Here is a 13146-nt window from a genome sequence, read left to right on the forward strand (position 1 = left end):
CTCTCTTTTTGGGAGCCCCACAATGTCACTTGCCGTTTTTGCCAGCCACTTTCATTCGATAGACGAGCCTCGCCAGGCCAGTAAAATCACCTATCCGCTATTTGACGTTTTATTTCTAACTGTTGCAGCTGTGATAGCGGGTGCTGAAGGATGGGAAGACATTGAAGATTTTGGTCGCTGTCACCTGGATTGGCTTAAGCAACATGGTGATTTTAGTCTGGGTATTCCCGTGCACGATACGATTGCCCGGCTTGTAAGTCGTGTTGACCCGGGCCAGTTTCAACAGGCATTCATTGCCTGGATGCAACAAACAGAAATACTGACACAAGGTCAGGTCATCGCGGTTGATGGAAAAACGCTAAAAAGCTCTTATGACCGAACGGACAGACGTACCGCCATTCATATGGTTAACGCCTATGCGACGGCCAATGGTGTGGTACTGGGACAGTATAAAACGGATGCAAAGTCCAACGAAATCACGGCTGTTCCCGCGCTGTTGCAACTGCTTGATATTAAAGGTTGCCTGGTCAGTCTGGATGCCATGGGATGTCAAACGAGTATTGCACAAACCATCATAGACAAAGAGGCAGACTACTTACTGACGGTGAAAGCGAATCAACGAGGCTTATACACCGGATTACAAGAGGCTTTTTCCCAAACAACAGCTGACAAGCTGACGCATGTCGAACAAGGTCATGGCCGTAGGGAATATCGAGAATATCAGGTATTGCCCGCATCTGGCTTTACAACAGAACATAGCAGTTGGCCCAAACTGACTACGCTGGGTATGGCAGTTCATTACAGAGTGGATAAGCAGGGTAAACAGAGTTTGGAGTCACGTTACTATATCTGTTCGAAAACACTCAGTGCAGAGCATTTTGCAAGTGCTGTTCGCAATCACTGGGGTATCGAAAACAAAGTCCACTGGCTTCTTGATGTGGCAATGCATGAGGATGCATGTCAAATACATCGCGGTGATGCCGCTCAAAATCTCGCCTGCATAAGGCAAGTGGCACTCAATCAGCTAAAACGGGAAAAAACGAAGAAGGCCAGCATCCGACGTAAACAGCGCATTGCGGCTATGGATACTGCGTATCTTGAAAAAGTGATAACTGCTTAAAAAATGATCACGCTCTTACCCTGATGGGCACAGCGGTTAAAGCGGGTATTCAATATAGACATTACCGAATGCGAAAAATGCGAGAACCACAATGTAAGCATCATCGCTTGTATTATAGATATACACGTTATTCAGAAAATACTGGCACATATAGATAAAAAGCACCCAACTTCTAAACAAACAAAGCTATTGCCACATTTGCGTGCACCACCTGATGAACAATACACAAACGATTTCACTATTCAACGTGACTTCAATTTTGGGGCGTAGGCTCCATTTACTGCTGCAAGAGTAAAGAAAAACGCTAGTAAATGGTGGGGCTATTCGCGCTTCACCCCCCATTTCCTGCACCAAAGGCCTATCGTCGCAAGACATTGCAAACTAACACGCCTTAAAATACTCCCACAATTCGATAATTCAACAAACCAATCTAGTCAAAAAGACAACTGTCATAGGGGGTAGAAAATAGCTTTAATCCGTCTTATACTCCCTCGCTTAGCAGAGCATCTGAAAGATTCAGATAAACCATACCATGCGCGAAGCATGTCGTGGGCACAAAGGTTAAAAAGAGTATTCAATATTGACATCACAGTCTGTGAGGCTTGTGAAAAAACCAACGTCAAAATTATTACTTGTATTACGGATCCGGCTGTTATCCATAAGATTTTGGCGCACCTTGACAAGCAGACTCTTCTTGAAGCAAAAAACGATTCTCTAATGCCGCCACTTCGAGCTCCACCAGCCACAGCCTCATTCAGTGACTACATCATTCAACGCGACTTCGATTTTGGCGCATGAAGCACAAAAAACAGACCATCACTTGAACATGCAACATGTTGAGGTAAGGGCTTTCACATATCTCATTGCGGATTTCAGTACCAAAGACCAGTTATATTGCGTCTATCTTGATGACAACTACTTCACTGATTCCTGAAAAGTACCCATTTGACACACGTGCAACTGGCCTTAAATACAGCTGACACAGTGGGTAGTACATAGCGTTAATATTTCTTATACTCATTCCCCCTCATTGCGTATTGTCCTGGTGCCAAGCCAAATAACATTACATCACCATTTGGTAATCTTCAGGTGATATTCAGGTTATCTAGGGGTTATACACTGATATTTCAAAAAATGAGTCAAGCCATTTAGGTATAACAGGAGACCATGAACGATGCGCCCAATTTTTGAAAAAAGTTTGCTTTTGCTCCCCGCTATTGCTGTATTACCAATCACTGCGTTTGCCGATCCCAATGATCGTCGCGGCCGTCATGATAGCTCGGTGCCTGAAAGAAATATTGAAATAGAATATACCAGTGTCGGGGATTCCTTATCTAGTACCGGAGACGGCTCAGTAAAAACATCGGGAGTACTGATAGAAGCAGAATACGAGCAAAATAATTGGGGCTTTACTTTTGGTTTCGAGCGTTGGAACTACCAATGGACCAAGCCTGAAGCACTGCCATTTATCAATGGTATAGGCACTGACCCCTGGAGCAGTTTTACTACCCTGCAACTTGGCTTGGAATACGAACAGGAAATCAATGATCGCTGGGAGCTGGTTTATTATGTTGAAGCCGAATCATCTTATGAAAAACAAACGGCGGGCTCGAATGAATATGAAGTCGGCCTGGATATTGGTTATGAACCGTCTGATAGCTGGAGCTTTGTATTAAACACTAACTATGAATACCTGGATGCAGATGGTGGTGAGTTTGGCGTGGATTTAGAAGTTACCTGGAATGATCACAGTAAGGAAGGTTGGTCTGGAGAACTTGAAATAAGCAGTGAATTTCCAGAGTCTCGCCTGACATATCATTTTTCCAATGCGTTTTCGACAACCCTGTTTTACAATGACAGTGGCACCAATACTATCAGGCTGGCTGATGATAGCCCGGTCACGGGTATGCAGGGAGGATATCTTGAAGATGAATATCAAAGGGTTGGCGCAAGGTTTGCCTATGAGTGGGGCCATGAGGGTTATCTCTCGCTTTCCATTCATAAGAACTTTAACAGGCAGATGGCTTTTCTCGATAGCACAGGAACCATTGAGAGCAATTTCAATTTTGAAGATACTGTCGGAATGTCATTGATCCTTTCAATAGAGTTATAAACTGTTTTGTTGGAAACAAACTAAATGATAATATTGCTGATTGAAGATGACCAGATGATCGCGGACTTTATTGTTAAAGGATTAAGGGAAGCGGGTTTTTGTATCGATCACGTCGCAAACGGTCAAGACGGGTTGGACCGGGCGCTGAATGACGGATATGATTTGGCCATTCTCGATATCATGTTGCCGGGCCTTGATGGTTTATCGATTATAGAAAGGATGCGCCAGCATAAAATTGAGACACCTGTCATTATCCTCAGCGCCAAACGCTCCATTGACGATCGCGTAAGGGGCCTGCAAAGCGGTGGTGACGATTACTTGATCAAGCCTTTTTCCTTTAGTGAACTGCTGGCACGCATTCAGGCACAGTTACGGCGTGCTAATAGTTCAGTTGAAGCCAGCAGCTTAACCATGCATGATTTATCGCTCGATTTACTTTCTCGAACCGTCACCCGTGAAGGCAAAGACATTGAACTTCAACCCAAAGAGTTTGCGTTGTTAGCATACCTGATGCGCAACGCCGGCAATATAGTGTCAAAAACCATGATCATGGAGCGTGTGTGGAACTACAATTTTGATCCCCAGACCAACATAGTGGAAGCCCGTATCAGCAAATTAAGAGAAAAAGTAGATAAAAACTTTGCCTTTCCCTTGATCCATACCATACGTGGCCTGGGCTATACCCTTAAAAAAGCAAAATGACCGTTAAAAAATAAAATGAAGCTATTACCCAATACACTGGCATTCAGGCTGACCTTTTGGTACACCCTGGTTGTCATCATCTTGATAACTATTGCCTTTAATGCTTCTTATTTTTTACTCAGCAAAGCGCTTGACCATGATATGGAGCAGGATCTGATCGAAGATATCGGAGAGTTTCGCACCCTATATCAAAAAGCCGGGCTGGCAGGGGTTAAACAGGAAATTAACCGGGACCTAATGAAGTCAGGAGAAGAAGAAAGAATTTTTTTTCAGTTGTTTAATCAGCAGGGTGAGCGAATGTATAGCTCGGATCTCTCTTATTGGGCATTTCTGCCAGATAGCCGTGACTGGGTTAAACGAGTCATTTCTAGCGAGCAAGTTATTTTTCAGGCCATGGTAATGCCTGAGGAGGAGGTCGAGGTTAAAGCGGCTTATGGCTTAATCGCGCCTGGACTCGTGTTGTATTTTGGTGAGTCGACAGAAGATACCCAAGAGCTTATGGAATTATTGTCACAGGTTTTTATTGCCATGTTGTTAATGGCCATTCCGTTTGCGTCAATGGTGAGTTGGGTGGTAGCCGGGCGTTCCGTCAAAGGGATAAAAGAGGTCAGCCGGATCGCCAGTGCAATTGAAAAGGGCAATTTACAGCGACGGGTATCCGTTCTTTCACAAGGCAGTGAAATTAGTCAGCTGGTTGATACCTTTAATGCCATGCTCGACAGAATATGGCTTTTAATATCCGAAATGAAGGAAATGACAGATAATATCGCCCACGATTTACGCAGCCCTTTGGCGCGTATTCGAATGATATCAGAGTCGGTCTTATCCAATGAAAATACTCCCCAGGTTTTTAAAACCGCAGCGTCCGATACCATTGAAGAATGTGACCGGCTATTGCAGATCATTAACTCTTCCCTGGATGTCGCAGAGGCTGAAGCCGGTGTTTTACAAGCGCCTAAAACACAGGTAAATGTTTCAGGACTGGTACAGGATGCCTGCGAACTTTTTGAAATTATGGCCGAGCAAAAAGACATCAGCCTGCTTTGTCGTCTGGCAACAGACTGTTATATCCAGGGGGAGGCCCAAAGCTTACAGCGCATGCTGGCAAACCTGATAGATAACGCCATAAAATATACACAGGCCGAAGGAAAGGTGGTTGTGGAATTAAGCAGAGATTGTCAGCAGATTGAAATTAGCGTATCGGACACAGGCATTGGCATTCCTGAAGGGGATCAAGCGCGAGTGTTTGACCGTTTTTTTCGTTGTGATCAAAGTCGCACGCTTGATGGCTGCGGCCTGGGATTAAGCTACTCCAGGGCTGTCGCCCACTCGCATGGCGGGGACATATTGTTGAACAGTAGTGAACAAGGCAGCCAGTTCACTATTCAGCTGCCAATTTAAATGGGCAATGCCCCCTTTTTGATGAGCAGACCCTATCTTTCAGCTTTATTGCGAACAAGATTTACCCTCGAAAGTTCAACTCGTCCTGGCTTTGATATTTTGAGCTATGCTTAAGTACATAGTATGAAGTAACCAACATTCTAGCTTAAAGAGTCGCTGTTCCATTTCGTCACCTTCTCATTAATATGGATTGTCAAAATGATAGCTAGTACCTTGCAGCCAGTCTTGCCTGGTCTTTTCACTCATTAAAATTGGCGTTACACCTTGAATATTTTCAAAGTCACCAGTTCGTTCTACCAGGACTAAAATGGGAATTTCTGGCGTTGATAAGCGCAAAGTTAAAATGCTGTAAGCCGCCTCCTTATAATATATGTCGTCCCCATAAACGACATATACGAAAGCTCGCTCTACCTTTGAAGCTTTGTCTAAATTTTCTATTTGACTCATTTGTTTTACCTGCTTTGTAGTGTGCTGCCAAATAATTGGCTTGTTGTACTAAGAGCCTGCTGAGTAAACTTTGCTGGCATTAACCGAAGCTGTTTTCTTGAACACTGATCGCTCAAGCTCTGACAAATTGAAATGTATTTAGTTTAATTTCTTGGGAAAATTGTTAATTGGAAGGAGCGCCCTGAAATATTTATTAGCACCTGGCAGCCAAAGAAAACATCTGTCAGTGCCCAGATCACTTTTAACAACGTCTATTCATGTATTCCTGGACGATCAAAAATTACTTACCGAGTGCCTTAGCCGCTATATTGACTTTTATGGCATACGTTGATCTCAAGCTCATTCGCGCCAGGCTTACCTCTAGACTGGAAGACAGCGAACTTATTGCATATAACTTGTCATTTGATGTACATGAGATGCCTTTACCTTTCGGTTTCATGTCATCAACGAAAGTGACCATGTGGCAATCAGATGCACCTAAGAAACGCAGCTTCGTCACCAATAGTCCGCTTATCATTCATCCCTACACAGTTGCCCTGGTGATTGTAGAGTAATGAGGCCAATCGTACGGTTATGCCATTACATTAAGTTAAGATATACTCTTACCTCTCTATTAATAAAAGGTAATTTATGATCCCCTGTAGCGTGTTTATTGTTGCGCAAGATGAAGCCAACAACATTGAGCGAGTGTTACGCTCCGTGAGTGATTTTGCACAAGTATTAGTTGTGGACTCCGGTAGCACCGACAACACCGTTGCATTGGCTGAAGCAATGGGCGCAGAGGTTATCCATCAAGATTGGCTGGGTTATGCAGGGCAAAAGCAGTTTGCTTTAAGCTTATGTCAACAAGATTGGGTATTAAACCTTGATGCTGATGAAGCGCTTACCCCTGAGTGTATAGCCGTGATCAAACAAACCATAATCCGCAATGATATCGCCGCATTGCGTTTTGCCCGTAATGATATATTTATGAACCAATTGCCAAACAAATGGATGAAAAAACCCAATAATCTGCGTTTATATCGTCGACAATTAGCCCATTTTGATACAAGCGAACAAGTCCATGAAAGTGCCATTGTAGAGGGAAAAGAAATTCGAACACAGGTGGCTTTTACCCACTTTGGATATAATCGTATTGATGCCTTGGTTGCCAAGAATAATTTGTATTCTTCATTTAGAGCAGAAGATAAATTTGCTCGCAATAAGCGCCCTAGCCTAATTAAACTGGCCCTTGTTTTACCCTTCACATTCTTGCAGAAATATTTTTTACAAGGGCGTATAACCAATGGTAAACGAGGCTTAATATTAGCCACCATTGATGCGTTCTATGCTTTTTTGAAAGAAGCTAAGCTATGGGAAAAGTATCTTGTAGACAGTGATCCAAACAAAAAATCAAAATAAAAAACCCTTTTTAAAACGTCACTCGTTAGTTGTTAGTAAGACTTCTATTTTGTTATGAAACAAGGAAAAAACATGCTTACATCTACGCTATTACACAAATATAAACTGACATTAGTAGCAGCATCAGTGACCTTTTTATTTGCCTGTGCTGGGCCTGATAATCAAACCGAAAACAAACAAGCAGAAACACCTGAACAAGCCACTGAGCGTGAGGTGGTGAAGAGTGACTCAGTGACTCAAACGAAAACGACTGTAAGCAGAATACACATAGCCGAACAGCACGCCATTGGCAAAGCCAACAAGAACCCCAATTTGAAGGTTCCTGATTATTACATTAGGTTGCATAACGAAAATTATGATTCCAAAGATAAAAAACTTTTATTCAACAAGGTTGAGTTAATTGTTAACTGTGAATAACTATTTGCATTTCGGGGGGGGGAAAATCTGTTTTCGACCCTTCTGTACAAAAACGTCAGTGGGTTGGAAATTGATTTCTCGGGTGCGCTAAGCACAATAAAGCGACGTTGACAAGGTCGCTCTTGACTGGCAGTTGCCATTCTAAGGTTGGAAATATCAACTGAGAAGTGAGTGAAAATTCGACATTTAATGAGTTGTTTGCGGTTTTAGTTGACTGACAAAAAACATCCAAACCGGACATTCAACCAGTCGTAAGTTAGGTCTTTTTTTGCCACACTCGTCGGTACATAATTCAGTGATGAACGAATGTGCTGGCAAAGCAACAAAGTGAAACATACAAGCGCCATCGACCAGAAACAACGCTACTCTATCAATTGGTTGAACGTTACTACCCAGACTTTACCGCAAACCTAGCCGACCAAGGCAAGTATTTACCCAATTATGTTGAGCGTGAGTTTGATGATTTCTTGCGTTGTGGACGACTAGAGCACGGCTTTTTACGCGTGGTGTGTAATGACTGCAAGCATGAAAAGTTAGTCGCTTTTAGCTGTAAACGCAGAGGTTTCTGTCCTAGCTGCGGAGCCAGAAGAATGGCAGAAAGTGCAGCGCTACTTGTAGATGACGTATTACTTGGTTATCCAATTCGTCAGTGGGTCTTAAGCTTACCTATTCCACTTCGATTACTGCTAGCAAGAAACCCAAGTGAATTGAGCAAAGTGATGCAAATCATTCACCGCGCCATTTCCACGCACATTGTGAACAAGGCCGGCTTTACCAACAAACAATCGAAAACTGGGGCTGTTACCCTTATTCAGCGATTTGGTAGCGCCCTCAATCTAAACATCCATTTCCATATGCTGTTTTTAGAAGGAGTAATCAGTGAAAATCCATGGGGTGGTACGACTTTTACCCGCATCAAAGCGCCGTCCCATAGCGACATGGTGGAGCTAGTTCACACCATTAGCTATCGAATTGCCAACTATTTGGAGAAAGTGGGGTTAGTGGAGCGCGACATAGAAAACAGTTTTCTTAACTTACCTATTGATGATGAAGATAGTCTATTGCAGTTGCAAGGGGCCTCCGTCAGCTATCGGATTGCCATGGGACCACAACAAGGTCAAAAGGTGTTTACACTACAGACACTCCCTGCCAGCAATGAAGGCGAATATGGTCAGTTAGCCAATACCTCAGGTTTTTCCTTACACGCAGGGGTCTTCGCTAATGCCGATGAGCCAGAGAAGTTAGAAAGACTATGTCGCTACATCAGCCGCCCAGCGATTAGTGAACAGCGTTTAAGTATGACTGACCATGGAAAAGTGCGCTATGAATTAAAAACACCCTATCGAGACGGCACAACACATGTATTCTTTGAACCGCTCGACTTTATTGGCAAACTAGTGGCCCTCATTCCACCGCCAAGACTAAATCTCACCCGATTTTATGGGGTATTTGCTCCCAACAGCAATCTAAGAGCACAAATTACTGCGTCACAGAGAGGCAAAAACAGCCCGAAAATTGTCAATCAAAAAGATGGGCAATCAGATAAACCTTACCATGCAAGGGCTATGTCATGGGCACAGCGGTTAAAGCGGGTATTCAATATAGACATTACCGAATGCGAAAAATGCGAGAACCACAATGTAAGCATCATCGCTTGTATTATAGATATACACGTTATTCAGAAAATACTGGCACATATAGATAAAAAGCACCCAACTTCTAAACAAACAAAGCTATTGCCACATTTGCGTGCACCACCTGATGAACAATACACAAACGATTTCACTATTCAACGTGACTTCAATTTTGGGGCGTAGGCTCCATTTACTGCTGCAAGAGTAAAGAAAAACGCTAGTAAATGGTGGGGCTATTCGCGCTTCACCCCCCATTTCCTGCACCAAAGGCCTATCGTCGCAAGACATTGCAAACTAACACGCCTTAAAATACTCCCACAATTCGATAATTCAACAAACCAATCTAGTCAAAAAGACAACTGTCATAGGGGGTAGAAAATAGCTTTAATCCGTCTTATACTCCGTTTGATCTGTGAAAAAGAGTTAAACTTGGATCTTACCCAATTGATCGATGCTTCACTGAAGACTTTTGTTGATGTCTCTCTGGATCCGGAAACCCGCAACAAGCTGCAGCAATTTTTTAATGCTCGTCAGCTGGCGTTGTATCAGTCCAAAGGGTTACCAACTCAGGTGGTAGGGGCGGTACAGGCAGTCAATATCACCAACCCTTTAGATTTTGAAAAGCGCGTGTTTGCAGTCGAACGATTTAGCCAATCCGACGAAAGCGCTGCGCTGGCAGAAGCCAACAAACGGGTAGGGAACATTCTAGCCAAGTCTTCATTCGACGGTGACGAGATAACTATCGACGAATCTTTGTTCGAGGGCGAAGAAGCCGACCTTTATTCAACAATTAATCAGGTCTCCGGGCTTGTTCAAGACCTTGTTGCTCACCGTAATTATCAAAGTGCGCTAGACGAATTAGCCAGCCTGAAACCGTGGTGAATAATTTTTTCGATAAGGTCATGATCAACGCTGATGATCCCGCAATCCGCAATAACCGCCTGAAACTGATCAGCAAGCTCAGAGAGCTATTCTTGGGTATTGCTGATATATCTTTGCTGCAAAAATAGATGGCTGATTTTTCAGAGACTATTGGCGTGGATAGCCCGGCGACTAAGCTGGTGATACTGGATAGAGATGGTGTGATAAATCAGGATTCAGATCACTACATTAAATCACCGCAGGAGTGGATCCCGATTGAATCCAGCTTGCGCGCAATTGCCAAGCTCAACCGAGCGGGATATAAAGTCGCCGTAGCGACCAATCAGTCAGGGATCGCGCGCGGGTATTTTAGCGAAGTCACCCTGGCGCTGATCCACAAAAAAATGGAATTTTCTCTGGCGACCGTTGGCGCGCATATCGATGCCCTTGAGTATTGTCCTGACCATCCGGATAATGCAGGACCCAACCGTAAACCCAACCCCGGAATGCCGGTAAAGCTTTTGTCTCGCTTTAATGCTAAGAACAGCGAAACCTGGTTTGTCGGTGATTCGCTGAGCGACATTGAATGTGGTATGAATGCCGGTTGTAAACCGGCGTTAGTACTCACCGGCAAAGGGAAAGCAACGCTCACAAAGCAAGGTCTTCCTTTAGATTTGCCTGTTTATGCGAACCTGCAGGATTTTACCGACAAATTACTCAACCCTTAGCGCTCAAGCATAAACCTCAAACAAAAAGCCTAGGCAAAAAAATACCAGCCGATTGGCGGGTATCTGTGTTTCTATCGGCGGCGGTCTTGCCGGTAGGCTAAACCCCGCCCTTTGCTTGTTTTTTTACTTCTTGCCAAGACTTTCGTAGTAAGCTGCTATATTGGCGATGTCAGCATCGCTCAGAGCAGCAGCCTGGCCATTCATAATCGGATCTTTACGAACCTGAGATTTATAGTCATTCAGTTGCTTAACCAGATAAGCCGCTTTTTGGCCTTTCAGATTAGGGTAGTTTGGCACAAAACTGATACCGTCAGGGCCATGACACCCGGCACAAGCCGCCGCTCTGGTTTTTCCAGCGTTCACGTCTGCAGCGATAGCAGAGGTTGATAAAAAGGCAGCAGCCAGTAAAGTGATTGACAATAATTTCATGGTATTTCCTCTAAATGCGCCAAAAACGGCATTTTAATCGATTTCGGCCCAAAAAGTAATGATCTAGATTAATATTTGTGCTGGATTTAGTGCGAATGTATACGAACGATTTCACTATTCAACGTGACTTCAATTTTGGGGCGTAGGCTCCATTTACTGCTGCAAGAGTAAAGAAAAACGCTAGTAAATGGTGGGGCTATTCGCGCTTCACCCCCCATTTCCTGCACCAAAGGCCTATCGTCGCAAGACATTGCAAACTAACACGCCTTAAAATACTCCCACAATTCGATAATTCAACAAACCAATCTAGTCAAAAAGACAACTGTCATAGGGGGTAGAAAATAGCTTTAATCCGTCTTATGCTCGTCATCAATTTGCTTGTTCAGCAGGAAAAACGGGTTTATTTGACTCAGCAACACCATGATTTTGTTGATGCCCTTGGCGGGCATGGATTTCTCAGAACGGTACTTTTTAATGACGGTGTCAGCATTGATTCTGACAACGTCGAAATCATCAGCAAAGAGCAGTTGCATGCTCTCGGTGAAAAGTTCAGAAGTGCACTTTAGAGGCGTAAAGCTGTCAACCACAAAAACAATTTGTTATCATGGAATAAAACGACTAGAAGAAGAAAAACATGCCAGCAGCTCCTTTTCCCATTTTGACTTCAGAGCGTCTTATCCTTAATGAGCTTAAGAAGACGGATCGCAAGCAAATCTTTGAGATTTTCTCCGATCCTGATGTTACGGCTCATTATGATGTTGAGCGCTTTAAAGAAATCAAGGAAGCTGTTCAATTGATCAAATATTTCTCCTCCAGGTTTGAAACCCGAACCGGTATTCGCTGGGCAATACGTAAAAAAGGCGAACCTAAATTGATTGGCAGTTGCGGATTTAATAGTTGGAACGAATTCGATGCCAGCGTGATCCTTGGATACGATTTAGCACCAAAGCATTGGGGAAAAGGCTTCGTCAGCGAAGCTGTAAAGTGCATTCTGGATTATGTCTTTAGTGCAAAATTTCCTATCAAAATCAACCGGGTAGAATCTTTGATATTACCCAGTAATTTACCTTCTATTTCAGTAACCCTAAGAGCGGGGTTTGAGTTTGAAGGGGTAATGCGAGAGAAGTGTTTCTGTAATGGTGCCTTCCACGATATGAATCTTTACAGCCTGATACGCAAAGATTATGAAGCGGCATAACAGCGATAAGAGTCACTGCTTAGTGCCATTCTGAATGTCCATCAATTCGCTGGTGAGTTCTTTAAGTTTTTTCTGTAAGTGTTTTTTGCCGTCCAGTTGATAACGAGAAACCAATATTGCTGATGGGGTTTTCTTTAACGCAAAATCAATAACCAGGTCAAATTTTCTTGAACGTAAGGCTGTTTTGTTTAGAGGATGCAAAAGCAGCGCTTTAAGCAAAGGCCCGGTTAACTCCAGGCTGCGGTTTCCCTTACTAAACAATGCCAGTTTTTGTAGATCTGGCCTGGAAAGGGAACCTTGTGAGTTCTCAGCATTATCCTCGATAACAGCTAATAACAGACTTAACAAACGATTGTCCAACTGCTGATAAATACCGTCTAAATGAAAAAACAGCAATTCCTTAAAATTCTGCGCTATCAATTCTAATGATCCACTCAATAGTCCATCCGCTTTTAGAGGGTTGAGCACAGTCATACTGAATTCATTGTGCCGAACAAAGCAAAGCCACCGAGTGTTTGCCATTGCAGGGCGTTAGTTTGTGTGGTCGCCCAAATACATAGTACTAGTGCAATCGGTCCAGCCACAATGATCGCAGCATTAACAGACGGTTTACCGGCTCGCTTGCGAAGTTTAGGCAACGCAACAATCGATTCAACATAAGCGAGTAAACGAGCAAGAGTGCTTACTGCCGCCAA

16 protein-coding genes are annotated in these 13146 nt (G+C 43.5%); 12 read left to right on the forward strand and 4 right to left on the reverse strand.

Translation table 11 applies throughout. The annotated features are described in order from the left end of the window. Positions 1-22: 22 nt before the first annotated feature. The 4 genes from CW735_RS03385 to CW735_RS03410 all read left to right on the forward strand — a co-directional run bounded on the left by CW735_RS03385 (position 23) and on the right by CW735_RS03410 (position 5336). Positions 23-1120: an ISAs1 family transposase gene (locus CW735_RS03385; RefSeq protein WP_071978364.1), complete on the forward strand. Its 1098-nt coding sequence runs from the start codon at positions 23-25 to the stop codon at positions 1118-1120. Positions 1121-2294: 1174 nt separating this feature from the next. Then, the gene (locus tag CW735_RS03400; protein ID WP_100970930.1) at positions 2295-3233 is read left to right on the forward strand and encodes a hypothetical protein; all 939 of its coding nucleotides are present in this window, start codon (positions 2295-2297) and stop codon (positions 3231-3233) included. A 24-nt stretch (positions 3234-3257) separates the two neighbouring features. Beyond that, positions 3258-3935, forward strand: coding sequence for a response regulator (locus CW735_RS03405; protein WP_100970931.1), 678 nt, complete (start codon positions 3258-3260; stop codon positions 3933-3935). A 15-nt stretch (positions 3936-3950) separates the two neighbouring features. Next, on the forward strand, positions 3951-5336 hold the full coding sequence (locus CW735_RS03410; RefSeq protein ID WP_100970932.1) for a sensor histidine kinase: 1386 nt from the start codon (positions 3951-3953) through the stop codon (positions 5334-5336). Positions 5337-5516: 180 nt separating this feature from the next. On the opposite strand, the gene CW735_RS03415 is transcribed toward CW735_RS03410, so the two are convergent. Beyond that, positions 5517-5783, reverse strand: coding sequence for a hypothetical protein (locus tag CW735_RS03415; RefSeq protein ID WP_100970933.1), 267 nt, complete (start codon positions 5781-5783; stop codon positions 5517-5519). Positions 5784-6100: 317 nt separating this feature from the next. Between CW735_RS03415 and CW735_RS03420 the strand changes: the two genes are divergently transcribed. From CW735_RS03420 to gmhB, 6 genes are all read left to right on the forward strand, one after another. Next, complete coding sequence (locus CW735_RS03420) at positions 6101-6337, forward strand: hypothetical protein (protein WP_071978367.1); 237 nt, start codon at positions 6101-6103, stop codon at positions 6335-6337. Between the two features lie 76 nt (positions 6338-6413). Beyond that, positions 6414-7184: a glycosyltransferase family 2 protein gene (locus CW735_RS03425; RefSeq protein ID WP_071978366.1), complete on the forward strand. Its 771-nt coding sequence runs from the start codon at positions 6414-6416 to the stop codon at positions 7182-7184. 72 nt (positions 7185-7256) lie between these two features. Further along, positions 7257-7601, forward strand: a complete 345-nt coding sequence (locus tag CW735_RS03430; protein WP_071978365.1) for a hypothetical protein — start codon at positions 7257-7259, stop codon at positions 7599-7601. 308 nt (positions 7602-7909) lie between these two features. Next, entirely contained in the window at positions 7910-9418 is a 1509-nt protein-coding gene (locus tag CW735_RS03435) for a transposase (RefSeq protein WP_100970934.1), read from the forward strand. Between the two features lie 246 nt (positions 9419-9664). Next, positions 9665-10117, forward strand: a complete 453-nt coding sequence (locus tag CW735_RS03440) for a hypothetical protein (RefSeq protein WP_071978362.1) — start codon at positions 9665-9667, stop codon at positions 10115-10117. Between the two features lie 128 nt (positions 10118-10245). Beyond that, positions 10246-10824, forward strand: a complete 579-nt coding sequence (gmhB, locus tag CW735_RS03445) for a D-glycero-beta-D-manno-heptose 1,7-bisphosphate 7-phosphatase (protein ID WP_071978361.1) — start codon at positions 10246-10248, stop codon at positions 10822-10824. Between the two features lie 123 nt (positions 10825-10947). Here gmhB and CW735_RS03450 read toward each other — a convergent pair whose 3' ends face one another. Next, a complete protein-coding gene (locus tag CW735_RS03450) occupies positions 10948-11253 on the reverse strand; it encodes a c-type cytochrome (protein ID WP_071978360.1) in 306 nt (101 codons plus the stop codon). A gap of 359 nt (positions 11254-11612) precedes the next feature. On the opposite strand from CW735_RS03450, the gene CW735_RS19495 reads away from it, so the two are divergent. Together CW735_RS19495 and CW735_RS03460 are read left to right on the forward strand one after the other, a co-directional pair. Next, positions 11613-11819, forward strand: a complete 207-nt coding sequence (locus CW735_RS19495; protein ID WP_198520989.1) for a hypothetical protein — start codon at positions 11613-11615, stop codon at positions 11817-11819. A gap of 68 nt (positions 11820-11887) precedes the next feature. After that, the gene (locus tag CW735_RS03460) at positions 11888-12451 is read left to right on the forward strand and encodes a GNAT family N-acetyltransferase (protein ID WP_071978358.1); all 564 of its coding nucleotides are present in this window, start codon (positions 11888-11890) and stop codon (positions 12449-12451) included. A 12-nt stretch (positions 12452-12463) separates the two neighbouring features. On the opposite strand, the gene CW735_RS03465 is transcribed toward CW735_RS03460, so the two are convergent. Both CW735_RS03465 and CW735_RS19820 read right to left on the reverse strand, forming a co-directional pair. Continuing rightward, positions 12464-12925, reverse strand: coding sequence for a hypothetical protein (locus tag CW735_RS03465; RefSeq protein WP_071978357.1), 462 nt, complete (start codon positions 12923-12925; stop codon positions 12464-12466). After that, complete coding sequence (locus tag CW735_RS19820; protein WP_232230544.1) at positions 12922-13146, reverse strand: hypothetical protein; 225 nt, start codon at positions 13144-13146, stop codon at positions 12922-12924. Before CW735_RS19820 ends, CW735_RS03465 begins: the two co-directional genes overlap by 4 nt.

The organism is Alteromonas sp. MB-3u-76 (genome assembly GCF_002831605.1).
Classification (GTDB): Bacteria; Pseudomonadota; Gammaproteobacteria; order Enterobacterales; family Alteromonadaceae; genus Alteromonas; species Alteromonas hispanica.

What these genes read in the sequence shown, in the direction of transcription:
- CW735_RS03385 (WP_071978364.1), top strand. Translation starts at nt 23, where the DNA reads ATGTCACTTGCCGTTTTTGCCAGCCACTTTCATTCGATAGACGAGCCT.
- CW735_RS03400 (WP_100970930.1), top strand. Translation starts at nt 2,295, where the DNA reads ATGCGCCCAATTTTTGAAAAAAGTTTGCTTTTGCTCCCCGCTATTGCT.
- CW735_RS03405 (WP_100970931.1), top strand. Translation starts at nt 3,258, where the DNA reads ATGATAATATTGCTGATTGAAGATGACCAGATGATCGCGGACTTTATT.
- CW735_RS03410 (WP_100970932.1), top strand. Translation starts at nt 3,951, where the DNA reads ATGAAGCTATTACCCAATACACTGGCATTCAGGCTGACCTTTTGGTAC.
- CW735_RS03415 (WP_100970933.1), bottom strand. Translation starts at nt 5,783, where the DNA reads ATGAGTCAAATAGAAAATTTAGACAAAGCTTCAAAGGTAGAGCGAGCT.
- CW735_RS03420 (WP_071978367.1), top strand. Translation starts at nt 6,101, where the DNA reads ATGGCATACGTTGATCTCAAGCTCATTCGCGCCAGGCTTACCTCTAGA.
- CW735_RS03425 (WP_071978366.1), top strand. Translation starts at nt 6,414, where the DNA reads ATGATCCCCTGTAGCGTGTTTATTGTTGCGCAAGATGAAGCCAACAAC.
- CW735_RS03430 (WP_071978365.1), top strand. Translation starts at nt 7,257, where the DNA reads ATGCTTACATCTACGCTATTACACAAATATAAACTGACATTAGTAGCA.
- gmhB (WP_071978361.1), top strand. Translation starts at nt 10,246, where the DNA reads ATGGCTGATTTTTCAGAGACTATTGGCGTGGATAGCCCGGCGACTAAG.
- CW735_RS03450 (WP_071978360.1), bottom strand. Translation starts at nt 11,253, where the DNA reads ATGAAATTATTGTCAATCACTTTACTGGCTGCTGCCTTTTTATCAACC.
- CW735_RS19495 (WP_198520989.1), top strand. Translation starts at nt 11,613, where the DNA reads ATGCTCGTCATCAATTTGCTTGTTCAGCAGGAAAAACGGGTTTATTTG.
- CW735_RS03460 (WP_071978358.1), top strand. Translation starts at nt 11,888, where the DNA reads ATGCCAGCAGCTCCTTTTCCCATTTTGACTTCAGAGCGTCTTATCCTT.
- CW735_RS03465 (WP_071978357.1), bottom strand. Translation starts at nt 12,925, where the DNA reads ATGACTGTGCTCAACCCTCTAAAAGCGGATGGACTATTGAGTGGATCA.